The following is a 21,803-nucleotide window of genomic DNA, read 5'->3' on the forward strand; positions in this document are numbered from 1 at the left end:
GTGAACGGGGCCCCGCATCACGACCGGCCGTTACTGGCGCTGATCATCCGCCTCGGCGCGATCGCCGGGTTGGCGACCATGTCGGCGTTGATCAAGAAGGCCGGAGAACACGGCGTACACGTCGCCGAGATCATGTTCTGGCGGCAGGCCGTGGGGATACCGCTGATCCTGGGCTGGGCGGCGCTGACGGGCGGTATCGCCCAATTGAAGACCGCCCGACCGCGCCGCCACTTCCTCCGCGCCTTTTACGGCACCGTCGGCATGGCGCTCAATTTCGGCGCGGTCATCCTGCTGCCGCTGGCCGAGGCGACGACGATGAATTTCACCGCCCCCATCTGGGCGGTCATTCTTGCCACGTTGTTGCTCAAGGAGCGGCCCGGCGTGTGGCGCTGGTCGGCCGTAACGGCGGGTTTCGTCGGAATCCTGCTGATCGCACAGCCCGGCAGCGGCCATATTCCGGTGGAAGGCGCAGCGGTCGCGCTGGGCGGTGCGTTCATGATTGCCCTGATCTCGATCCAGATCGCCGATCTCAACAAGACCGACAAGCCGCTCGCCATCGTGTTCTACTTCGCCCTGTTCAGCGTGCCGATCGTCGGCGTCGCCATGCCGTTCGTCGCGCAGTCCCACGATTTGGCGACCTGGGGCCTGCTGCTGGGCATTGGCATCTCGGGTCTCATCGGGCAGCTCTTGCTGACCGCCGCCTTGCGCTTCGGCCGCGTCTCGAGCGTGATCGTGATGGACTATTCCGCGCTGTTCTGGGCGACGCTCTACGGGTGGTGGCTCTTCGACCGCCTCCCCCCGGCGAGCACCTGGCTCGGCGCGCCCATCATCATCGCAGCGGGGCTCGTCATAGCGTGGCGCGAGCACCGTTTGTCGCGTCCCGCCCTCAGGAACGGGGCGCGGATCGAGGGAACGTAAGCGCGGGCGCCGAGTTTTGTCGTCAACAGGGTTTGGATGAAACCGCCGAAGGAAACAGACATGACAAAGAAGTTGCTGATCGCCTTGGCCGCAAGCGCCATGGCCATTACCGCCACCGCCTGCAACACCGTGAAGGGTGCCGGCGAAGACATCGAATCGGTCGGCCAGGCCGGCTCGGATGCCATCCATTAATCTCAGAGCGATATTCGTTCTGCCAGCGGAGCCGTTATCTTAACGGCTTCGCTGGAGAATGATTCGATGATCAAGAAGCTAACGCTTATGTTGTTTGCTGGGCTCGTCTGCGTCAACGCGTCGGCCTGCAACACCGTCAAGGGCCGGCCGTGACATTGAATCCGTGGGCGAAGCGGGCGACCGAGCTATCTGAGCGCACAGGGCGCTCCAGTAACTGCGCAATCGCTGCGCGGCTCGCTCATCTCGGCTTGCGATAGACCAGCGTCAGATTGTTGGCGGGCATGGCCACGCGGCGGGTGCGCTCGAAACCGCGCTTAGCCGCTTCATGGTCGAGCCAGTCTAGGCGGCGCAATCCCCACGCGCGGTTGCGCATTTTCAAACTGGTATCGAAGTCGCGGTTGCTAGGCGCAGTCTCGACGTCGTTTTCGAAATAGGGACCGTAGAAAATCAACGGGGCGCCCGCCCCGAGCAGGTCAGCCGCGTGCTTCAGGACTCCCAAGGTGGCCTCGAGCGGGCTGATGTGGACCATGTTGATGCACACGATCGCGTCGGCCTGCGCGATCGGCCATGCCCCGGGGCTGGCGTCGAGCTCCAGCGGCCGCCGGACATTGGCCAACCCTTCGTGTTCGCGCCATGCGGCAATCGACAGAAGCGCATCGCCGTCCGGATCGCTCGGCTGCCAGTCGAGCGCGGGAAAGCGGCGAGCGAAGTGGACCGCATGTTCGCCGGTGCCGCTGGCGATTTCCAGGACGAGCCCAGACGCCGGCAACTCCTCTGCCAGCACATCCGCAATGGGGTCGCGGTTGCGCGCCGCGGCGGGAGCCATTCGTCTCACGAGGCGAGTTCGAGCCGGCGGGCGAGGCGCATGATGCCGTCGTTGTCGTGGACGAAGCTACCGCGCGCCTTCTCGCGGGTTGCCTGGAGCGCGGCCAGCGCCACCAAGCGCGCATCGATTGCGCGGTATTGCCGCCGGGCACCGGTCAGGAACAGGTTGGTGACCGGACTGACGATGATGCCGAGCCGCTCGGCGAATCGCCGCTCTGCACTGCGCGGTCCGCGCAGCAAGCCGGGCCGGAGTATGTCGAGGCGATGGAACCCCAGCTTGCGCAGGCGCGCCTCGACCTCTCCCTTGACGCGAAGGTAGAGCGCCTTGCTGGCGGAGTTCGCTCCGACCGACGACACGAACACGAAATTGCGCACGCCCGCCGTCGCCGCGGCGCGGGCGACGCGCAGCACGAGGTCTTCGTCGACCAGCCGGAACGCCGCCTCTTCTCGGCCTGCCTTGCGCCTGGTGGTGCCAAGCGCACAGATCGCCGCGTCGGCACCGATGAGCGCGATCGCCTCCTCCCAGCGCTGCGGCTGCGCCACCATCATTTCCATTCGCGCGCCCTGCGGCATCGCCGCTTCGCGCCGGGTCAGCGCCACCAACCGCAGGTCGCTGCGTCCGACTGCCGCCTCCATCACCCGGTTGCCGACCAGACCGGTCGCCCCGACGAGCAGGATGCGCGGGATGTCAGACATTCGACAGCCCCTGCGGGGTCTGGCCGAAAACCTTGCGGTAGCTGTCCATGGCATAGCGGTCGGTCATTCCGGCGATGAAATCGGCGATGTGCCGCCCGCGCCCCGGCTCGCCGGCCGGCATGGTCATGCGCCAGCTGTCGGGCAGCAGCGCCTCGTCTTGGTGGTAGCCCGCAAAGAGCCGCGCGATCACGCCCCGCGCGCGCGAAGCCGTCTCGCGCTGCTGCGCATGGTGGTACAGGTTGTCGTACATGAAGCGCTTGAGCGCGCGCTCCTCGCCGGCCATTGCCACCGAAAAGGCTGCCAGCGCCTCGGGCGCCGCCCGCACCTCCTCGACCGAGCCCACGCCCTTGATTCGATCGCGGGTGGTTTCGATGACGTCGTTGACCATCAGGCCGATCTGCCCGCGCACGAGTTCGCGCAGCCGGGCGGAGGGACTGGCCCCGTGGAAGCGCGCCTCGATCCGCTTCCACTGGTCGCGCACGAAATCGAGTTCGAGCAGCTGGTCGAGATCGAGGAAGCCCGCGCGCAGCCCGTCGTCGATGTCGTGGTTGTCGTAGGCGATGTCGTCGGCAAGCCCCGCAACCTGCGCCTCGAGCGAGCCGTGCGTGGCGAGGTCGAGCGGATACGCAGCGTCCAGCTCCGCAAGCGCCCAGCCGGGCTTGGCGACCGGCCCATTGTGCTTGGCCAGCCCTTCGAGCATCTCCCAGCTCAGGTTGAGCCCCGCGTGGCTGCAATAGGGGCTGTCGAGCCGCATCACGGTGCGCAGGCAATGCTCGTTGTGATCGAATCCCCCGCGCGCTTCGAGCGCCGCCTCCAGCGCTTCTTCGCCGGCGTGGCCGAATGGCGGGTGGCCGATGTCGTGGGCCAGGCACAGCGCCTCGGTCAGATCCTCGTCGAGCCCCAGTTCACGGGCGATGACCCGGCCGATCTGCGCCACTTCGAGGCTGTGCGTCAGGCGCACGCGGTAATGGTCCCCGTCGGGAGCGATGAAGACCTGTGTCTTGCCCGCGAGGCGGCGGAACGCGATCGAGTGGAGGATCCTGTCGCGGTCGCGCTGGAACTCGCTGCGCGGTCCGCGGGTGCCGCCCCGGTCTTCGACGAATTCACGCCCGCGCGATGCGGCGGGATCGCTGGCGTAGGGGGCGCGGTTCATGGAGCCGCGGGTTAGGCGGCAGAGGCTTTCCTGACAACGGGAACGGGCCGGGAACGTCGGCGGAATGCACCGGGGGGCAGTCTAGTCCTCGCCCAGAATCCACTCGGCCGCTCGCTGCGCGTGAATCCGCGTGCTGTCGTAAATCGGCAGAACGTTCGCGTCGACGTCGACGACCCGGTCCAGTTCCGTCGAAGCGAGGACGATGGCCTTCGCCCCGTCCTGCTCCTTCTGCGTAATCATGGTCTTGAGAGTGCGCTCCGCATCGCGCGTCACCTTGCCGACCATCAGTTCCTCGTAGATGATCCGGTCGAGCGCCTCGGCATCGTCCATGTTTGGCGGCAACAGGTCGACTCCGTGTGCTACCAGGCGGCGCCGGAAAAAGCTTTCGGTCATGGCGTTGCGGGTGCCGAACAGCGCCGCCGTCTTCACCCCGTCGGCGGCCATCTTCACCCCCACCGCCTCCGCGATGTGGAAGATCGGGATATTCACCCCCTCGGCCACCTTGTCGTAAACCTTGTGCATGGTGTTGGCGGCGATCACCAAAGCGCCCGCGCCGGATCGCTCGAGATTGCGCCCGGCCTCGGTCAGGACCTCGGTGGCGCGGGTCCATTCCTCGGGTTCCTGCAGGCGGTAGACCTGCGAGAAATCGATGCTTTCGATGGCCAGCGGCGCACTGTGCCGGCGGTCGGTGCGGGCCTGCACCTGACGATTGATTTCCTCGTAGTAGCTGCGGGTCGAAACCCAGCTGATGCCGCCGATAATGCCAAGCTTGCGCAATACGATTTTCCCTCATGCGGCCGCGCGCGGCCGGCGATTTTTGTCAAACCCAAAACCGCGATTTGAGGCAATTGGTTCCGCGCGGGGCTCAGTCGTCGAGCGCCTTGTTGATCTCCTCGACCATCTTCTTGGCGTCGGACAGCAGCATCATCGTCTGGTCCATGTAGAACACGTCGTTGTCGACCCCGGCGTAGCCCACCCCGCCCATGCTGCGCTTGATGAAGAACACCTGCTTGGCCTTGTCGACGTCGAACACCGGCATGCCGTAGATCGGCGATCCCTTGTCGGTCTTGGCCGCCGGGTTGACCACGTCGTTGGCGCCGATGATGAAGGCGACGTCGGCCTGCGAAAACTCGCTGTTGATGTCCTCGAGTTCGAAGACCTCGTCATAAGGGACGTTGGCCTCGGCCAGCAGCACGTTCATGTGGCCCGGCATGCGGCCCGCCACCGGGTGGATGGCGTACTTCACCTCGACGCCCTTTTCCTTGAGCAGATCCGCCATCTCGCGCAGCGCGTGCTGGGCCTGGGCGACAGCCATGCCGTAGCCGGGAATGATGATGACCTTCTCAGCCTGCTCGAGCATGAACGCCGCGTCCGCCGCGCTGCCCTGCTTGTAGGGCCGCTGCTCTTTCGCCTCATCGCCGGACGAGCTTCCTTCCGCGCCGAAGCCGCCCGCGATGACTGATATGAAGCTGCGGTTCATCGCCCGGCACATGATGTAGCTGAGGATCGCGCCCGAGCTGCCGACCAGCGCGCCGGTGATGATCATCGCGGTGTTGTGCAGCGTGAAACCCATCGCCGCCGCGGCCCAGCCCGAGTAACTGTTGAGCATCGAGACCACGACCGGCATGTCGGCCCCGCCGATCGGGATGATCAGCAGGAAGCCGATCGCGAAAGCCAGCGCGACGACGATCCAGAACAGTATGCCCTCGCCGGGCGCCGCGCTCGGCGCCATCGCGAACAGGGCGGTCAGGACGACGATCGCGACCAGCGTGCCGAGGTTGATGACGTGGCGGGCAGGCAGGATGATCGGCGCGCCGCTCATATTGCCGTTGAGCTTGGCGAAGGCGATGACCGAGCCGGAAAAGGTGATGGCGCCGATCGCCGCGCCGAGCGTCATCTCGATCCGGCTGACGTTGAGGATGCTGCCGTCCACCCCGAGGATCCCGAAGGCGTCGGGATTGAGGAAGGCGGCGACGGCGACCAGCACGGCGGCCAGACCGACGAGCGAGTGGAAAGCGGCAACGAGCTGCGGCATCGCGGTCATGGCGATGCGCCGCGCGGTCGTGAGGCCGATGACCGCGCCGACGGCAATGGCGGCGAAGATTTCGAGCGCGGTGCCCAATTCGATATTGATGTTGAGCTCGCCGCCTACGGTTTCTTGCGACATCGGGAAGTGCGTCACCAGCGTCGTCACCACCGCGATCAACATGCCAATCATGCCGAAGCGGTTGCCGGTGCGGCTGGTTGCGGGGCTCGACAGACCGCGCAGCGCGAGGATGAAGCACACCCCGGCGACGAGGTAGGCCAGCGCCACCCAGGGATTTACTGTGTGCGCGGCCTCCATCACTCACCTCCCGCCTTGGGAGCGGGCCGCTCCTTCTTCTTGTACATTGCCAGCATCCGCGCGGTGACCGCGAAGCCGCCGAAGATGTTGACGCTCGCCAACGTGACCCCGAGCAGCCCGAGCCACTTGGCCGCAGGAGTACCCGCGGCAGCCGAAGCGATCAGCGCGCCGACGATGATCACCGAGGAAATCGCGTTGGTCACCGCCATCAGCGGCGTGTGCAGAGCAGGCGTAACCGACCAGACGACGTAGTAGCCCACGAAACAGGCCATGACGAAAATCGACAGGATCGAAATGAAGTCCATCGCTTGCTCTACTCCCCCTCGCGCCGCATCAAAGCTTCTGCGCGATCTCGATCGCGTTGCCTTCCGGGTCCTGAAAATACATCACCTTGACCCCGAGCGGGGCGACCTCGGTGACGTCCATTGCCGGGGTCAGCCCCTGCGCCACCAACGCCGCCTTGGTCGCCTGGATGTCGCTGGTCGACAGGGTGACCTGCGAGAATCCGCGCAACGCAGCGTGGGCCGGCGGCTTGCCCCGTCCGGAGGGCTTTGAATCGGCGATCTTGAGCAGCTCGATCCGCTCGTCTCCGCTGACCAACCAGCGCACCGGAATGCCGGGGCCGAACTTCGTGTCGAGCTCCACCGCGAAGCCCAGCTTCCTGAAGAACGCGGTCTCGGCATCGAGGTCATCGACCGAGATTGCGACCATCCAGTGGCCGAGTTCAGGCGCAGGCGGCGCATCCTGCGCAGCCACCGGAGAAGCCATGAGGAAACCCAACACTAAAGCCGACCACGATTTCATCCGCCCATTCCTTCCCGTAACGCCTGTTTAGCCCTCTTCGCCTTCAGCGGGAGCGGATTCGGCTTGCTTCACCTCGACAAGCTCGATCGGATTGCCCTCCGGATCCATCACGAACATCACCTTGATGCCGAGAGGAGCGACGTCGGTGATATCGACGTCGGGCTTGACGCCCTTTTCGGCTAGCGCAGCCTTGGTCGCTTCCAGATCGGCCACTTCCATCATCAGTTGACCCGGACCGCGCACGAGGAGATGCGCCGGTGGGGCTTCACGCTTCGGCCCCGGCTGCGATCCCGCCATTTGGACCAGTTCGATGCCCTGCGTGCCGTTCCTGAGCCAGCGGAAGTGCATTTCCTCACCCAGGGGCACGTCCTTCACGACCTCGAAGTTTAGAACGTCGGTAAAGAAGGTGGTCTCCGCCTCGATGTCCGCGACCGAAAGCGCCGACATGAAGTGCTTGATGTCGAGCGGTCCTGCAGCGGCCTGCTCGGCCGGCGCGTCAGCGGCACCATCGGATTCCCCGCTGCATGCGCCAAGGGCAAGAACCACCGGCACTGCGACCGAGAGTGCGGCAAACCTGTGCATTCCCAACCTCAAATTCCTCACCCCTTAAGTCTGTCATTCACGATTTCGCCGCCCTGCGTCAGCCGCACGGCGTTGCCGATTTCCTCGTCGAGCACCGGCTTGCCGGCGTCCTTGTCCCAGAAAGCGGAAAGGAAGTTGTAGAGGTTGCGGCTGAACAGCGCGCTGGCGTCGGCTGGCAAGTGGTTGGCCGGGTTCGAGTAACCGAGAATCTTCACCCCGTGTTTCTCGACGACCTGGTCGGGTACGGAACCTTCGACGTTGCCGCCCTGCGCCACCGCAAGGTCGAAGATCACGCTGCCGGGCCGCATCGTCGCGATCTGCGCTTCGCTGATCAGCCGAGGTGCGGCGCGACCGGGGATCAGCGCGGTGGTGATGACGATGTCCTGCTTGGCGATGTGGCTGGAGACCAGCTCGGCCTGGGCCTTCTGGTATTCCTCGCTCATCTCCGTGGCATAGCCTCCGCTGCCCTCGCCTTCGATGCCCTCGACGCTCTCGACGAAGATCGGCTTGGCCCCGAGCGACTTGATCTGCTCCTTCGTCGCCGAGCGCACGTCGGTCGCCGAGACCTGCGCGCCGAGCCGCTTGGCCGTGGCGATCGCCTGCAGCCCGGCGACCCCGACGCCCATGACGAAGACCTTGGCGGCCGAAATCGTGCCCGCGGCAGTCATCATCATCGGGAACGCGCGGCCGTATTCGTTCGCCGCGGCGAGCACTGCCTTGTAGCCGGCGAGGTTCGACTGGCTCGAGAGCACGTCCATCGATTGGGCGCGGGTGATGCGCGGCATGAACTCCATTGCCAGCGCCTCGAGTCCGGCGGCGGCGTAAGCCTCGACCAGCTCGCGGTCCCCGAACGGATCGAAGGTAGCGGCCACCCACGCTCCCTTGGCGGCACCGGCGAGATCGGCAGGGTCGGGCGCACGCACTGCGAGGATGATGTCGGCGCCGCGCAGCACATCGGCAGCGCTGCCGACTTCGGCGCCCGCCTCTTGGTAGGCCGCGTCGGAGACGCCGGCGCCTGCACCGGCGCCGGCCTCGACCGCCACCTGCGCGCCGAGCGCGGTGAACTTCTTGACCGTCTCCGGCGTGGCGGCGACGCGCTGTTCGCCCGCGGCCCTTTCCCTGAGAACCGCGATCCGCATCTGCCCCTCCCCCTCAGGCAATGGTCAGGAGATCAGGAAGATGACGATGAGCGCGATGATCGCGATGGTCGGGACGGACCACTTGAGAAGGCCGACGAAGCTCCCGTACGTTCCCTGGTGCGCCTTCATGTCGTTTGCCGAAGCCATTTGTTGCATCCTGACAGTTGTACTCTTGCCCCTGCTCTAGAGGGCCGTCCGAGCGTTCTCAAGCCCTCGCGGTGGGTTCGGCCGTACGCCCGCTGGGTGCTTAATCGGCTCTTTACCCCTCTTGACTAGGGTTCCCGGACCGATCCGGATTTCAAAGGCAGACAGGGGAGCGCATGGCCGAGCAGGAAGACCGCCTGTTGATGTTGATCGACGACGAGCCGGCGCAGAGTCGGTTGATCACCGCGCTTACCGCGCGGGAGGGCTGGCGCACGCTCGTCGTGAAAGATGCCGAAACCGCCATCGCCACGCTCGGCACGCGCCAAGGCATGCAGCTGTCGGCCATCATCCTCGACCAGTGGGTGCCCGGCGACGACGCCTGCCAGCTCATCGCCGAGCTCAAGGACCGCCGCCCCGCGCTGCCGATTCTCATGCTGACCACCAGCGCCAGCCCGCTGCTCGCCGTCGAGGCGATGCGTGCCGGGGCTACCGACTACCTCGTCAAGCCGGTGGCGCCCGATCGGCTGATGCAGGCGCTGCGCAACGCGACGACCCGCGAGACCCCGCGGGACGAACTCACCCCGCTGACCGAAAAGATGTCGAGCGCGCTCGATTTCGATTCGATGATCGGCACGGCCCCCCCGTTCCGCGACGCGCTGGCCAAGGCGGCCAAGGCGGCGCGCGGGCACGGGCCGATGCTGATCGAAGGCGAAAGCGGCACCGGCAAGGAAATGCTGGTTCGCGCGATGGTTGCGGCCAGTCCCCGTGCCAAGGCGCCGTTCCGGATCGTCAACGTGCGCAGCGTGCCGGCCAATTCGATCGAGTCGGTGCTCTTCGGACACGAGAAGGATTCGTTTCCCGGCGCATTCGACCGCCAGGTCGGACTGCTGCAGAACCTCGACGGCGGGACCGTGGTGTTCGACGAAGTCGACCGCCTCTCGCCCGAGCTGCAGGGGCGCCTCGGCGAGGCGCTGGCCAAGCGCAGCATCCGCCCGATCGGGGCCAAGCATTCGTTCAAGGTCGATCTCAGGGTCATCGCCACCAGCAATCTGCCGCTGACCGACCTCGTCGCCACCGGCAACTTCAACGCCGAACTGCTCGAAGCGCTTGCCGGGACCCGCGTGATCCTGCCGCCGCTGCGCGAGCGGACCAGCGACATTCCCGCGCTGACTCGCCACTTCCTCGCCCGAATCGGCGAACAGCCGGGCCTGCGCGAGCTCGGCATCACCGAGCCGGCGCTCAAGCTGCTCGGCGCATTCGACTGGCCCGGCAACGTCCGCCAGCTTCAGGCGGTGCTGTTCCGCGCCGCGGTATTCTGCGACGGCGCGGCGCTGACCGCCGGCGATTTCCCGCAGCTTTCGCAGCTTCTCGGCGAGTTCGAGGATCTCCCCTTCCAGGGGACCGAAGGCGCCGGCGTCCAGCTCTACACCGCCGACGGCAACTTGCGCCCGCTCGAGGAGATCGAGGCGGACGTCATCCGCCTGGCGATCGGCCACTATCGCGGCCGCATGACCGAGGTCGCGCGGCGGCTCGGGATCGGTCGATCGACGCTCTACCGCAAGCTGGGCGACCTGGGCATCGAGAACGCGGCCTGATGTCCCGCGCGGCCTGAGGCCTGCCGCGGCGGAACACGCGCCCGGCACTTCCGTTGACTGAGCAAACGCGAACGACAACGGAGACCTACGCCCCATGGACATCGTCGACTGCATTCTCGCCGACCACTATCGCCAGCGCATGATGTTCGCGGCGCTCGACGAAGCGCGCGGCGACAGCGAATCGGCGGGGAAGATCTTCGACCGCCTGCGCAATTTCCTCGAGGCCCATGCCGAGGCGGAGGAGCTCTATTTCTATCCCCGTCTGCTCCAGTGCGGCGAAGGCGCGCTCGATTCCGACAGCGCCGAGGAGACCACCGACGATGCCATCGACGATCACAACAAGATCGCCGAGGCGGCGGAGGAGGCGGCCGGGCACGAGGTCGGCTCGGAGCCGTGGTGGGAATGCGTCGATCAGGCCAATTACAAGAATTCGAAGCACATGAGCGAGGAAGAGCGGCAGGGCCTCACCGATTTCCGCCGCCGCGTGCCGCTCGAGGAACGGGTCGCGCTCGGCATCAAGTACCTCGCCTTCGAGGCGGAGCACACGCGCTACCAGCGCGAGGAGAAGGACCCCGACGCCTATATCCGCGAGAACGAGGACGCCTGAGCTAGTCCGGCAAGCCGCCGAAATCGGTCAGCGCGGCGTCGCGCAGCCCGCGCCAGACGTTGCGCGCCTGCACCGTCTCGAACACGTCGTGAACCCGCAGCAGCTGGAACCCGGCGTCCATCCCGGCAACCGCCAGCGCTAGGCTGCCGCCGAGGCGCCTGTGCGCCGGGGCCTCGTTGCTCAGCGCGCCGATGGTCCGCTTGCGGCTCGCCCCGAGCAGCAGCGGCTGGCCGAGCGCGTGGAACAGCGGCAGCGCCCCGATCAGCGCGAGGTTGTCGGCGACCGACTTGCCGAAGCCGATGCCCGGATCGAGAATGATCTTCTCCCGCTCGACACCGCCCGCAACCGCGCGGTCGCGCGCCGCGGCGAGCCAGTCGAACACCTCGAACACCACGTTGGCGTAGCCGCCGTCGTTGTGCAGGTCCCCCGCGGCCTCGCTGCTCGGCCCGGGAGCGTGCATCAGGATCACCGGCTTGCCCGAGCCCGCGGCGAATTCGAGACTGCGCGGATCGTGGCGCAACGCCGAAACGTCGTTGAGGATTTGCGCCCCCGCCGCCAGCGCCGCTTCCATGACCGCCGGACGGCGGGTGTCGATGCTGACCGCTGCGCCCATCGCCGCGGCATGCTCGACTGCAGGAACGACGCGCTTGAGCTCGTCGCCTTCCCACACCGCTGCGGCGCCGGGCCGGGTGCTCTCGCCGCCGATATCGATGATCGCCGCGCCGGCTTCGTGCATGGCCGCGGCGTGTTCGTTCGCCGCTTCCTCGTCGTCGAGGAATTGCCCGCCGTCGGACATCGAATCCGGAGTGACGTTGAGCACCCCCATGACCTGCGGCTGGTCGAGCCGTACGGTTCGTTCCCCCAACGCCAGCGGGGGATGCACCATGCGCAAGTTCGACCACTGCCGCTCGCCTTCTTCTCCCAGCGCGTCGGGAAGGGCGGCGAGGACATCGTCGATGGTCGCCGCGGTGGCGATTTCCCGCCGCGTTACCACGCCCTCCTCGGTCACGATGACGGCGAATTCCCGGGCGTACACCATCCCGCCGCCAAGCCGCACCGCATCGCCGTGGAACGCCTGTGGCGACGGCGCGAAGGTCAGCGGCTGGAGATAGAGGCGGTCAGTCATGCGATTCGGCCGCGAAGGTGACAGACATGGACCGGGTGTTACACGGTTCAGGACGCAAAAAACCCCGCCCCGGAACGCGCGTTAAAAGCCGATGCGAATGGAGAAGAATCGTATCCATGCGCCGGGCGTAGCGACTGACGGCAAAGTAGGACAGCACCATCGTCGGGCGCCGCCTAGCGCGTCGATGCGCGCGCGGTGCGCCAGTCGGTCCAGTCCTTCCGCAGTCGCGCCGCGCCGAGCCCGTGCGGCCCGAGCAATCGGGCGGCGGCGATGCGGTCGACGCGAAAGTGGCGGAAGTCCGCGCGGATCTCGCACCACGCCACCAGCATCCGGTCGGTTTCCGAATAGCCGACGATGACCGGTCGAACCGTCCGGGTGGTGGCTTCGCCCGCCAGGGAAAGATAGTCGATCTCGAGCGCCAGGCCCTCGCGCACGGCCTTGCGCAGGACCGACAGATCGACCGTTTCCTTTGCGAGCGCCGGCACGGGGCGCGGCCCGACAGAGGGAAGGAATGCGTGCTGGCGCATGGCGTCGGGAAGCACGGCGTGGACCTTGCTCATCACGTCGCGAGCCGAGCGTGAAATCTGCTCGTCGCCGCGCGCCATCACCCACTGCGCGCCCAGCGCCAGCGCTTCGAGTTCGTCGATCGTCAACATCAGCGGCGGCATGTCGAAACCGTCCGCCAGGACGTAGCCAAAGCCCGCCTCTCCGCGGATCGGCACCCTCTGGCCGATGAGATCGGCGACGTCGCGGTAGACAGTGCGCACCGAAACCTCGAGTTCTGCGGCAAGGTCCGCCGCCGTCACCGGCCCGCGCGCACCCCGCATGATCTGGATGATCTGGAAGAGACGCTCGGCCCGGCGCATGCATGCTGACTCCTGCTGACATAATGGTGGCAGCAGCCGCGTGGCACAAGGCGGTTCATGGCCGCCACCCGACCGGCCGTAGCAGGAGACTTGCCATGCATTTTGCCTCGACCCGCCTTATCGCGGCCGACATCGACAGCCTGGTCGCGTTCTACGAAACGCTCACCGGTTTGACCGCCGAATGGCTGGCCCCGGTTTTCGCGCAGTTCGCGACCGAACGCGGTACGTTGGCAATCGGCTCTGCCGAAACGGTCGCGCTGTTCCGCGAAGGCAGCGCCGAGCCGGCGGCGAATCGCTCCGCCATCCTCGAATTCCGCGTGGCCGATGTCGACGCCGAGCACGCGCGGCTCGCCGGCAAGGTCGAAGTCGTTCAGGCGCCCAAGCTGATGCCGTGGGGCAACAAGGCCGCGCAGTATCGCGATCCCGAAGGAACGCTCGTCAGCCTGTTCACCCCGATGTCCGACGAAGCGCGCACGCGCGCCTCGCGCTCGGTTCAGTCCTCGACGCTCAGCAAGTAGGTTTGCCGCGCGGCGTCGATCGGCTTGATCTCGCCCTCGTGCTCCATGTGCCAGAAGGTCCAGCCGTTGCAGCTCGGGGCGCCTTGCAGGGTCTTGCCGACGTGGTGGATCGAGCCCGATTCCTTGCCGCTGGCCAGCGAGCCGTCGGCGCGGACCGTCGCGCACCACTGGCGCTTCTTGTCGAACAGCTCGGTGCCCGGCGGGATCAGCCCGGCCTCGACCACCGAACCGAAGGCGACGCGCGGCTGGCTCTTGCGGCTCTGCATCGTCGCCAGCGCGCTTTCGTCGAGCGGCAGCTCCTTCTCGATCCGCTTGTAGGCCGCATCGCGGTAGCCCGCCTCGCGCTCGCAGCCGATCCACTGCCTGCCGAGCCGCTTGGCGACCGCGCCGGTCGTGCCGGTGCCGAAGAACGGGTCGAGCACGACATCGCCCGGTTCGGTCGTCGCCAGCAGCACGCGATAGAGTAGCGCCTCGGGCTTCTGCGTCGGGTGGACCTTGTGCCCGCCCTCCTTGAGCCGTTCGGGTCCGCTGCAGATCGGCAGGACCCAGTCGCTGCGCATCTGCAGCTCGTCGTTGAGCGTCTTCATGGCGCGGTAGTTGAAGTGATACTTCGCCTTCTCGCCCTGGCTCGCCCACAACAGCGTCTCGTGCGCATTGGTGAAGCGGGTGCCGCGGAAGTTGGGCATCGGGTTCGCCTTGCGCCAGACGATGTCGTTGAGCAGCCAGAACCCGAGGTCCTGCACGATCGAGCCGACGCGGTAGATGTTGTGGTAGCTGCCGATGACCCACAGCGCCCCGTCGGGCTTGAGCACGCGGCGCGCCTCGGCGAGCCATTCGCGGGTGAACTTGTCGTAGGCCCCGAAGCTGGCGAACTGGTCCCAGTCGTCGGTCACCGCATCGACATGGCTGCCGTCGGGCCGGTTGAGATCGCCCCCGAGCTGGAGGTTGTAGGGCGGATCGGCGAAGACCAGATCGACGCTCGCCGTCGGCAGCGAACGCATCGCCGCCACGCAGTCGCCCGGCAGGATCCGTCCCACCGGCAACGCAACCTCCGGCGTTCCGGCCTTGGCCGGGCGAAGCTTTTCGAGTTGTCCCATTCCGTCCTGTTCCCCTGAGTTATCCACAGGGTGAGTCCGCGGAGTCCTCAGGTCAAGCAGCAAGTTCGCCACACCCGCGGCCTAGCAGGATATGGTTAACGCGGAACGAAAAGAGTCCCCCACAGCATGTTGAGTCCCCTCGGGATTCGGGGACTCGATATCTTGTGGTGTGGCCCGGAAGACTCTCTCGCCTCGGGTCTCGCGGCGCCGGCGGAGCTATCCGCCCCGCCTTGCCTGCGCGGCGTCGATGCCCGGCCCGAGGGGATCCTTTTCGGCCTTCGCCGTCCCGTCGGGTCCGAACACCATGAGCTCGTCGCCGGTGCGCGAATACTGCGGCCAGTCGGGCAGGTCGCCACCGTTGGGATCGCCGGTCTTGGCGAAGTTGACGAGATAGGTGCTGATCGCCTCGCCCATGGCATTGTCGCGCGGGGTGGTGGCGGGACCGTACTTCGCCGCCTGGGTGTCGAAGAAGAACGGAATGTCGCTGGCATGCTGCGCGCCGTTGCCCGGGTCGAGCGATTCGGCGACGTAGGAGAAGCGGTATTCGTAGACCGGCACGTCCTGCGCCGCGATCGTGCCGGCGAGACTGCGCGCTCCGCCGATCATCTGGCCGGTCTTGCCGCCGATGTCGTCGCTGGTCGCGCCGATCATGATCGGCACCCGGGCGAAGTCGCCGCCGGCATAAGCCTTGCCCGCATCGACGGCGATCGTGCCGTCGGCGAAGGGACTGGCGAATGTCCGCGCCTGCCCGGGCCGCGGGGCCATGGCGGCGAGGTTGAGCCCGTCGGTCACCTCGGCGGCGCTCATCGCCCGCAGCTTAGCCAGGGCATCCGGATCGTCAGCCGCAATGCCCTTGGCAGCCGCGAAATCGACGCCGATCTTTTCCGCGTCCCCCAAACTCTGCGGCGCCCCCGGCATCCCCTGCCCGTCGCCCCCCGACATGATCGCGGCCTTCGCGAACAGCCCCTTGGCGAGCGGCGAAGTGACCAGCGCATGGACCGACATGCCGCCGGCGGATTCGCCGACGATCGTCACGTTGTCGGGATCGCCGCCGAACGCGGCGATATTGTCCTGCACCCACTTCAGCGCGGCGATCTGGTCGAGGTAGCCGTAGTTGCCGAGCAGTCCCTTGTCCGGGTCCTCTCCGGTCAGTTGCGGGTGGGCGAAAGTGCCGAAGCGGCCGAGCCGGTAGTTGGCGCTGACCACCATCACGCCCTGTTTGGCCAGTTCGGCGCCCGAGTAGGTCGGCGGCGAGGACCCGCCGTTGACGAAGCCGCCGCCGTAGATCCAGAAAATCACCGGGAGCTTCGCCTTCGCTCCTTCCGGCTTCCACACGTTGGCGTAGAGGCAGTCCTCCGCGGGCGGAGTGCCGAGCGGCGCGGCGTCGCTGGGGAACGGCACCTGCATGCAGTCGTGGCCGTACTCGGTGGCGGAGAGCACCCCGTCCCAATGCGCGGCCGGCTGCGGCGCGCGCCAGCGTAGGTCGCCGACCGGCGGCGCGGCGAAGGGAATGCCCTTCCAGCCGATTACGCCGTCCTCCAGCGATCCGGCCACCGTCCCCGCGGTGGTGACGACTTCGGCGGCGGCGACCTCGCCCGGCGATTGCGCTGCGTTGCACGCCCCCAGGGCTAGCGCGGCGCCGGCGGCGGCGGCCAGCCATCCTCTTGCAATCATGTGGTTCTCTCCTCTCGTTTGCCGCGAGCATGGCGTTCGCGCCGCCGGCGTCAAGGCCGTCCCGGGGATTGGCGCTTGCCTGTGAGAAGGCGGAATGAGACACACCCGCCGCATCACGGCACGCGTTTGAGGAGAGATCGCATGGGCCTTCAAGTCATCGGCGCCGGGCTCGGCCGAACCGGTACGCTGTCGCTCAAGCTCGCGCTCGAGCACATCGGCTTCGGCAAGTGTTATCACATGAGCGAGATGATCGCGCACATGCGCGCGCACCTGCCGCTGTGGGTCGAGAGCGCCAAGGGCGATCCGCAGTGGGACGCGATCTTTGCCGGCTACCATTCCTCGACCGATTATCCCGGCTGCATGTTCTGGCGCGAGCTGGCGGCGAAATATCCCGAAGCCAAGATCATCCTCACCACGCGCGACCCGGACAAGTGGTTCGAATCGGTCACCGCGACGGTGATGTCGCCCGAGCACCGGGCGCGGTTCGAAGGCAATCCGCTGATGGCCGAGTTCTTCCGCCTGACGGTGTTCGACGCGGACATCGAACGCCGGCTCGGCAATCGCGAGAAGATGGTCGAGTATTTCAACACCTGGAACCAGTCGGTGATCGACCAGGCGCCGGCCGAACGGCTGCTGGTCTACAAGGCGGGCGACGGCTGGGAGCCGCTGTGCGACTTCCTCGGCGTGCCGGTCCCACCCCAGCCCTACCCGCGGGTCAACAGCCGCGAGGAGATGACCGAGCGCACCGGTCAGGTCGACCCGTCGAAGGGCCCGCCCTCGCCCGAGATGATGGAACAGATCATCGGCGCCTATCTCGCCGACCTCAAGGCGAAGGCCTTCCCGACCTAGTCGCCCGCAGCGCGCGCCTCCGCGACGACCGCTTCGACCGCGTCGATCACCACCTGCGGCTTGGCGCGCTGGATGTAGTGGTGCGCGCCGGGCACGCGCATGTTGACGCCCCTGCTGGACAGGGCGGCCAGCCGGTCGTGCGCGAGGCTCCATTGCTCGAAAAACGCGTCGGATGCAGCGCGTTGATCGGCCGATGTATCGGGCGGCGCCGGAGGCTGGACGGTCGCGGTGAGCACGAGCAACGGCATATCTCCATAGTCGCGCGTGGGATTGAGAACCATGATCGATCCCTGGGGCGAGTTGGTCAGAAACGATGCCATGGTTTCATATTGGACAGGGTTGCTGGCCTTTTCGCCAAACGCCTTGGCAAGGCGGTCTGGGAAGAAAGACGGATAGGAGAGGCAATGATCCGGATCCGGCCCGCCCAGCCTGGCAGTTCCGGCGCGAATTTCCGCGGCGCACTTGCGGAAAGCCTGGACCATCGGATCGGCCTCTGCATCCGGCACCGCCATACCGGCGCGTTCCATGAGCGCGCTCTGATTGGGGACGCTCGGATCGACCATGACCATGCCCGCGACCTGGTCCGGGTGGCGATCGGCGTAGAGCAGGCTTTCGTAACCGCCGAACGAATGACCGACGAGGATGTAGGGTCCGGGAATCGCGCCGGTCGCGAGCGCCGCCTCGAGCGCCGCGGTGGACGTCTCGACCGTGTGTTCGCCCTCGGCCCCGTCGCTGAGGCCCCAGCCGGGGCGGTCCCAGGCGCAGACCCGGGTCGTGCGCGCCATGTCCGGCTGCACGCCACCCCACGAAATGCCCGCGAAGTCAGCGAGGCCGGGGATGAGGATCACCGTAGGACTGCCCTCGCCCATGCAGGTAAAATTGGCCTTTCGGCCGTCGGGCAGCGTCACGGCGTCGGCCGCGCTGGCATAGGGCTCCAACGTCTGTCTCATCTCCTCGGGCGATGGACCTTGTTGAGCCCTAGCGGGGCCGCAGGCCAGAAGTGCAATCACAAACAGGCGGAGTTTCATCGGCATGCCTCCTGCAAGACGATCCCTCACACCGCCTGTACCATCTCCAGCGGCAATTCGCACTGCGCGACCGGCGCGAAGCTGCGGCGGTGGAGCGGGCAGGGGCCGTGCTCGCGCAGCGCGGCGAGGTGGTCGGGCGTGGAATAGCCCTTGTTGCTCGCCCAGTTGTAGTGCGGATGCGCGAGGTGGTGCTGGCGCATCAGCCGGTCGCGGTATTCCTTGGCGACGATCGAGGCCGCGCCGATCGCCGGTTCCCTGCCGTCGCCGCCGACGATGGCGCGAGCCGGCCAGCGCCACAGCGGGGTGCGCCCGTGCGGGGTGAGGTTGCCGTCGATCAGCGCCTGGTGGCAGTCGACGCCGAGCGCCTCGCACAAGCGCTGCATCGCCAGCGCCATCGCCAGCATCGTCGCGCCGAAGATGTTGAGGCGGTCGATGTCCTCGACCTCGACCACGCCGATGCCGAAGGCGCAGCGGCGGCGGATGCGGTCTTCGAGCACGGCCCGGGTTTCGGGCGTGAGCTTTTTCGAATCGTCGAGCCCGGCGGGTCGCGGCTTGCACAGCACGACGGCGGCTGCGACAACCGGGCCCGCCAGCGGCCCGCGCCCGGCCTCGTCCACCCCGGCGACGAGGGCGTCGCCGAACTGGGCGCAGAAATCAGGTGTTGGCGTTCCGGAGAGCATGACCATGAAATTCCCGTACCTCGCCCTATCGCTTCCCGCGCTGCTGATCGCAAGTTGCGGCAGCGCCCGTTCGGGGGATAGCGCGGCAAATTCGGCCGCTTCGGTGGGCACCCCGGTCGAAGCGCCCGCGGGCGCGCCCTTCGCGATAACCTCGCTCGGCGCATTCAAGGAACCGTGGGCGCTCGCGGTCGAGCCGGGCAGCGGCAACGTTTTCGTCACTCTCAAAGGCGGGGGCATGAAGTTCGTCCAGCCGGCCACCGGCCGGCTTGGCACGGTCACCGGCATGCCCGAGGTGTCGTACGGCGGACAGGGCGGCATGGCCGACGTCGCCTTTGCCCCGGACTATGCCCGCAGCCACACGATCTACCTTAGCTGGGTCAAGGCCGACGGCGGCAAGCGCTACGGCGTGGTCGGGCGCGGAACGCTGAAGTGCGAGGAGCACGATTCGTGCGCGGTCGAGGACCTGAAGGAAATCTGGCGCCAGGTCCCGGCGCTCGACACGTTCGGCCAGTTCGCGCTGCGCATCGCCTTTGCGCCGGGCGGCAAGCACATGTTCGTCGCCTCCGGCGACATGGCCAAGGGCGATCCGGCGCAGGACAACAGCAACAACCTCGGCACCATCGTCCGCCTCAACCTCGACGGCACCGCCGCGGCGGGCAACCCGTTTGCCGGCCAAGGCAGCCCGACCGACCAGATCTGGACTTACGGCCACCGCAACCCGCTGGGCCTCGCCTTCGATGCCGGCGGCCAGCTTTGGGACCTCGAGCACGGGCCCCGCGGCGGCGACGAGATCAACAAGCTGGTGCCGGGCGACAACTACGGCTGGCCGGTCGTCTCGAACGGCATCAACTACAACGGCACGCCGATCCCCGACCACGACACGCGGCCCGATTTCCACGCCCCGGCGGTGTTCTGGACCCCGGTCATCGCGCCGGGCGGGATGACCTTCTACTCCGGCAAGCTCTGGCCCGAGTGGAAGGGCCAGGCCATCGTCGCCGGGCTCGCCACGCAGTGCCTCGCCCGCGTCACGCTGGACGCCGCGGGGGACAGCGGCAAGGAAGTCGCGCGTTACGATATGGGCAAGCGCATGCGCGGCGTCGCCGAGGCGCCCGACGGCTCGCTCTACGCGATCGAGGACGGCGACGGCGGGCGGCTGCTGCATCTGACGCCCAAGCCGTAGCGGATTGCCAGCCGGGTCCCCGGCCCCTATCGGCGCGCCCCTCATGTCCGCTGCGACTCGCACCCTGATCCCGCTCGAAGCGGTCGACCCGGCGATGCTCGAGCAGGTGCTCGACAGGGCCTTCGGGACGGGCCGCCACGGGCGCACCGCCTACGCCATTCGCGCAGGCACCGACTGGCTCCCGGCGCTGAGCTTCGCCGCGCTCGACGAAGACGGCATGCTCGCGGGCACGATCCAGGCCTGGCCGGTCGCGCTGACCGATCCGCAGGGGCGTGCCCACCCGCTGATCATGGTCGGCCCGGTCGCGGTGCTGCCCGAACTCAAGCACACCGGCTACGGGCGCATGCTGATGGCCGCGCAGGCCAGCGCGCTCGATCCCGCCGCGCCGCTGCCGCAAGTGCTGATCGGCGACGAGCCCTATTACCGCCAGTTCGGCTTCGTCGAGGCCCCGCGCGGCTGGGCCTGTCCGGGCGAGTGGGACCCGGCACGGCTGTTGGTGCGCGGGGCGCAGCCGGCCGTGCTGCCGCAAGCGGGCATGCTGGGGCCTTGGCGCGGCTAGGGCGATCTGGCATCGCCGTCGCACGATGCCCTACGAACCCCCACCCGACCTCGCCGGACTGACGCTGAGCGAGATCGCCGAGGCGGTTGCCGCGCGCAGATTGCCGCCGGTCGAAACATGGGATCCGCCCGAGACGGCCGACAGCCACATGCGCATCGCCGCCGACGGGACCTGGTTCCACGAGGGCCGCCCGATCGGCCGTCCGGCAATGGTTCGCGCTTTTTCCACGCTGCTGCTGCGCGACGAGGGCGGCCAGCACTGGCTGGTCACCCCCGAGTGCAAGCAGTCGATCGAGGTCGAGGACGCGGCGTTCGTCGCTGTCGACGTCAAGGCCGAGAGAGGGGCCCTCGCCTTCCGCCTCAACACCGACGACATCGTCGTGGCCGGGCCCGACAACCCGCTGCGCGCCCGCGGCGACCCCGAGGTCCCTGCCCTCTACCTGGCAGTGCGGCGCGGCTGCGAGGCCCGCCTCAACCGCTCGACCTGGCTGCAACTGGTCGAGATCGCGCTGGCCTCGGGCGACGATCTGACCGTCACCAGCCAGGGCGCTCGCTTTGCGCTGGTGCCCGCATGAGCGCCCTGTTCGATCGCCTCAGCCGCCTGTTCCATGCGAGCCACCACGTCGGCCCGGTGGGCCTGCGCGATGACAGCGCCTTCGCCCCGCCCGAACTGCGCCCCGCCGCCGTGCTGATCGCGGTGACCGATCGGCGCGAACCCGGGGTGCTGCTGACCCACCGGCCGGACACCATGCCGAGCCATCCCGGCCAGGTCGCCTTTCCCGGCGGCAAGCTCGAAAGCGGCGAGGATGCGGTTGCCGCCGCGCTGCGCGAGGCGGAGGAGGAACTGGCGATTCCCCCGGCGCAGGTGCGGGTGATCGGCGAGGCGCACAGTTTCGTGACCGGTTCGGGATTTGCCCTGACCCCGGTGCTCGGCATGATCCCGGCCGACCTGCCGCTGGTGCCCGATCCGCGCGAAGTGGCTGGCTGGTTCGAGGCGCCGCTGCGCTTCGTGCTCGACCAGCGCAACCATGTCCGCAAGCGCGGCCTGTTTCGCGGGCACGAGCGCGACTACACCGAGATCGAGTGGCAAGGCCACCGGATCTGGGGAATTACCGCGGGCATCTTGAGCAACCTTTCGCACCGCCTCGCCTGGCAGGACCTCGTCGATGGCTGAGCGGCACATCCAATCTCCGTTCGTGGTGGGCCTGTCGAACCACGCGCGCGTTCT

General features: G+C 67.5%; 26 protein-coding genes. 10 read left to right on the top strand and 16 right to left on the bottom strand.

The features are described 5' to 3' along the window. Both Q7I88_RS14165 and Q7I88_RS14170 read left to right on the top strand, forming a co-directional pair. Positions 1 to 918 carry a DMT family transporter gene (locus tag Q7I88_RS14165; RefSeq protein WP_305096554.1) on the top strand — a complete coding sequence of 306 codons (918 nt, stop codon included), beginning with the start codon at positions 1 to 3 and terminating at the stop codon, positions 916 to 918. A gap of 60 nt (positions 919 to 978) precedes the next feature. Next, entirely contained in the window at positions 979 to 1,110 is a 132-nt protein-coding gene (locus tag Q7I88_RS14170) for an entericidin A/B family lipoprotein (protein WP_305096555.1), read from the top strand. Between the two features lie 238 nt (positions 1,111 to 1,348). Here Q7I88_RS14170 and Q7I88_RS14175 read toward each other — a convergent pair whose 3' ends face one another. The 10 genes from Q7I88_RS14175 to Q7I88_RS14220 all read right to left on the bottom strand — a co-directional run bounded on the left by Q7I88_RS14175 (position 1,349) and on the right by Q7I88_RS14220 (position 8,800). Next, positions 1,349 to 1,936, bottom strand: a complete 588-nt coding sequence (locus Q7I88_RS14175) for a DUF938 domain-containing protein (RefSeq protein WP_305096556.1) — start codon at positions 1,934 to 1,936, stop codon at positions 1,349 to 1,351. Positions 1,937 to 1,941: 5 nt separating this feature from the next. Then, entirely contained in the window at positions 1,942 to 2,631 is a 690-nt protein-coding gene (locus Q7I88_RS14180) for an NAD(P)H-binding protein (protein WP_305096557.1), read from the bottom strand. Then, positions 2,624 to 3,784: a deoxyguanosinetriphosphate triphosphohydrolase gene (locus Q7I88_RS14185; RefSeq protein ID WP_305096558.1), complete on the bottom strand. Its 1,161-nt coding sequence runs from the start codon at positions 3,782 to 3,784 to the stop codon at positions 2,624 to 2,626. The genes Q7I88_RS14180 and Q7I88_RS14185 overlap by 8 nt, the downstream gene beginning before the upstream one ends. Positions 3,785 to 3,865: 81 nt before the next feature. Beyond that, a complete protein-coding gene (locus Q7I88_RS14190) occupies positions 3,866 to 4,561 on the bottom strand; it encodes an aspartate/glutamate racemase family protein (protein WP_305096559.1) in 696 nt (231 codons plus the stop codon). An 88-nt stretch (positions 4,562 to 4,649) separates the two neighbouring features. After that, on the bottom strand, positions 4,650 to 6,128 hold the full coding sequence (locus Q7I88_RS14195) for an NAD(P)(+) transhydrogenase (Re/Si-specific) subunit beta (RefSeq protein WP_305096560.1): 1,479 nt from the start codon (positions 6,126 to 6,128) through the stop codon (positions 4,650 to 4,652). Next, positions 6,128 to 6,433: an NAD(P) transhydrogenase subunit alpha part 2 gene (locus Q7I88_RS14200; RefSeq protein ID WP_305096561.1), complete on the bottom strand. Its 306-nt coding sequence runs from the start codon at positions 6,431 to 6,433 to the stop codon at positions 6,128 to 6,130. The genes Q7I88_RS14195 and Q7I88_RS14200 overlap by 1 nt, the downstream gene beginning before the upstream one ends. A gap of 28 nt (positions 6,434 to 6,461) precedes the next feature. After that, complete coding sequence (locus Q7I88_RS14205) at positions 6,462 to 6,896, bottom strand: VOC family protein (RefSeq protein WP_305096562.1); 435 nt, start codon at positions 6,894 to 6,896, stop codon at positions 6,462 to 6,464. 63 nt (positions 6,897 to 6,959) lie between these two features. After that, the gene (locus Q7I88_RS14210; protein WP_305096563.1) at positions 6,960 to 7,514 is read right to left on the bottom strand and encodes a VOC family protein; all 555 of its coding nucleotides are present in this window, start codon (positions 7,512 to 7,514) and stop codon (positions 6,960 to 6,962) included. Between the two features lie 17 nt (positions 7,515 to 7,531). Further along, on the bottom strand, positions 7,532 to 8,653 hold the full coding sequence (locus tag Q7I88_RS14215; protein ID WP_305096564.1) for a Re/Si-specific NAD(P)(+) transhydrogenase subunit alpha: 1,122 nt from the start codon (positions 8,651 to 8,653) through the stop codon (positions 7,532 to 7,534). A 24-nt stretch (positions 8,654 to 8,677) separates the two neighbouring features. Beyond that, positions 8,678 to 8,800 (bottom strand): aa3-type cytochrome c oxidase subunit IV, encoded by a 123-nt coding sequence (locus tag Q7I88_RS14220; RefSeq protein WP_305096565.1) that lies wholly within the window; start codon positions 8,798 to 8,800, stop codon positions 8,678 to 8,680. A gap of 173 nt (positions 8,801 to 8,973) precedes the next feature. Here Q7I88_RS14220 and Q7I88_RS14225 point away from each other — a divergent pair, with 173 nt between their 5' ends. Both Q7I88_RS14225 and Q7I88_RS14230 read left to right on the top strand, forming a co-directional pair. Further along, positions 8,974 to 10,392 (top strand): sigma-54-dependent transcriptional regulator, encoded by a 1,419-nt coding sequence (locus tag Q7I88_RS14225; protein WP_305096566.1) that lies wholly within the window; start codon positions 8,974 to 8,976, stop codon positions 10,390 to 10,392. Positions 10,393 to 10,486: 94 nt separating this feature from the next. Beyond that, positions 10,487 to 10,999, top strand: coding sequence for a hemerythrin domain-containing protein (locus Q7I88_RS14230; protein ID WP_305096567.1), 513 nt, complete (start codon positions 10,487 to 10,489; stop codon positions 10,997 to 10,999). 1 nt (position 11,000) lies between these two features. On the opposite strand, the gene folP is transcribed toward Q7I88_RS14230, so the two are convergent. Then, the gene (folP, locus tag Q7I88_RS14235; RefSeq protein WP_305096568.1) at positions 11,001 to 12,125 is read right to left on the bottom strand and encodes a dihydropteroate synthase; all 1,125 of its coding nucleotides are present in this window, start codon (positions 12,123 to 12,125) and stop codon (positions 11,001 to 11,003) included. Between the two features lie 173 nt (positions 12,126 to 12,298). Next, on the bottom strand, positions 12,299 to 12,991 hold the full coding sequence (locus Q7I88_RS14240; protein WP_305096569.1) for a helix-turn-helix transcriptional regulator: 693 nt from the start codon (positions 12,989 to 12,991) through the stop codon (positions 12,299 to 12,301). Between the two features lie 95 nt (positions 12,992 to 13,086). On the opposite strand from Q7I88_RS14240, the gene Q7I88_RS14245 reads away from it, so the two are divergent. Then, a complete protein-coding gene (locus Q7I88_RS14245; RefSeq protein ID WP_305096570.1) occupies positions 13,087 to 13,509 on the top strand; it encodes a VOC family protein in 423 nt (140 codons plus the stop codon). Here Q7I88_RS14245 and Q7I88_RS14250 read toward each other — a convergent pair. After that, the gene (locus tag Q7I88_RS14250) at positions 13,485 to 14,606 is read right to left on the bottom strand and encodes a site-specific DNA-methyltransferase (protein ID WP_305096571.1); all 1,122 of its coding nucleotides are present in this window, start codon (positions 14,604 to 14,606) and stop codon (positions 13,485 to 13,487) included. The genes Q7I88_RS14245 and Q7I88_RS14250 overlap by 25 nt on opposite strands. Positions 14,607 to 14,822: 216 nt before the next feature. Beyond that, positions 14,823 to 16,280 carry a carboxylesterase/lipase family protein gene (locus tag Q7I88_RS14255; RefSeq protein WP_305096572.1) on the bottom strand — a complete coding sequence of 486 codons (1,458 nt, stop codon included), beginning with the start codon at positions 16,278 to 16,280 and terminating at the stop codon, positions 14,823 to 14,825. A 141-nt stretch (positions 16,281 to 16,421) separates the two neighbouring features. Here Q7I88_RS14255 and Q7I88_RS14260 point away from each other — a divergent pair, with 141 nt between their 5' ends. Next, positions 16,422 to 17,129, top strand: coding sequence for a sulfotransferase family protein (locus tag Q7I88_RS14260; RefSeq protein WP_305096573.1), 708 nt, complete (start codon positions 16,422 to 16,424; stop codon positions 17,127 to 17,129). Here Q7I88_RS14260 and Q7I88_RS14265 read toward each other — a convergent pair. Next, complete coding sequence (locus Q7I88_RS14265; protein ID WP_305096574.1) at positions 17,126 to 18,079, bottom strand: alpha/beta fold hydrolase; 954 nt, start codon at positions 18,077 to 18,079, stop codon at positions 17,126 to 17,128. The two genes, Q7I88_RS14260 and Q7I88_RS14265, sit on opposite strands and share 4 nt — an antisense overlap. A gap of 104 nt (positions 18,080 to 18,183) precedes the next feature. Beyond that, on the bottom strand, positions 18,184 to 18,837 hold the full coding sequence (gene rnhB, locus Q7I88_RS14270) for a ribonuclease HII (RefSeq protein ID WP_305098618.1): 654 nt from the start codon (positions 18,835 to 18,837) through the stop codon (positions 18,184 to 18,186). On the opposite strand from rnhB, the gene Q7I88_RS14275 reads away from it, so the two are divergent. The 4 genes from Q7I88_RS14275 to Q7I88_RS14290 are packed head-to-tail and all read left to right on the top strand — an operon-like array spanning position 18,836 to position 21,749. Beyond that, the gene (locus Q7I88_RS14275) at positions 18,836 to 20,017 is read left to right on the top strand and encodes a PQQ-dependent sugar dehydrogenase (RefSeq protein WP_305096575.1); all 1,182 of its coding nucleotides are present in this window, start codon (positions 18,836 to 18,838) and stop codon (positions 20,015 to 20,017) included. The genes rnhB and Q7I88_RS14275 overlap by 2 nt on opposite strands. 43 nt (positions 20,018 to 20,060) lie before the next feature. Next, the gene (locus Q7I88_RS14280) at positions 20,061 to 20,576 is read left to right on the top strand and encodes a GNAT family N-acetyltransferase (protein WP_305096576.1); all 516 of its coding nucleotides are present in this window, start codon (positions 20,061 to 20,063) and stop codon (positions 20,574 to 20,576) included. Between the two features lie 25 nt (positions 20,577 to 20,601). After that, positions 20,602 to 21,150, top strand: coding sequence for a DUF1285 domain-containing protein (locus tag Q7I88_RS14285; RefSeq protein WP_305096577.1), 549 nt, complete (start codon positions 20,602 to 20,604; stop codon positions 21,148 to 21,150). Next, positions 21,147 to 21,749 (top strand): CoA pyrophosphatase, encoded by a 603-nt coding sequence (locus Q7I88_RS14290; RefSeq protein WP_305096578.1) that lies wholly within the window; start codon positions 21,147 to 21,149, stop codon positions 21,747 to 21,749. The genes Q7I88_RS14285 and Q7I88_RS14290 overlap by 4 nt, the downstream gene beginning before the upstream one ends. The last annotated feature ends 54 nt before the right edge of the window (positions 21,750 to 21,803 follow it).

This window comes from Croceibacterium aestuarii, from assembly GCF_030657335.1.
Classification (GTDB): Bacteria; Pseudomonadota; Alphaproteobacteria; order Sphingomonadales; family Sphingomonadaceae; genus Croceibacterium_B; species Croceibacterium_B aestuarii.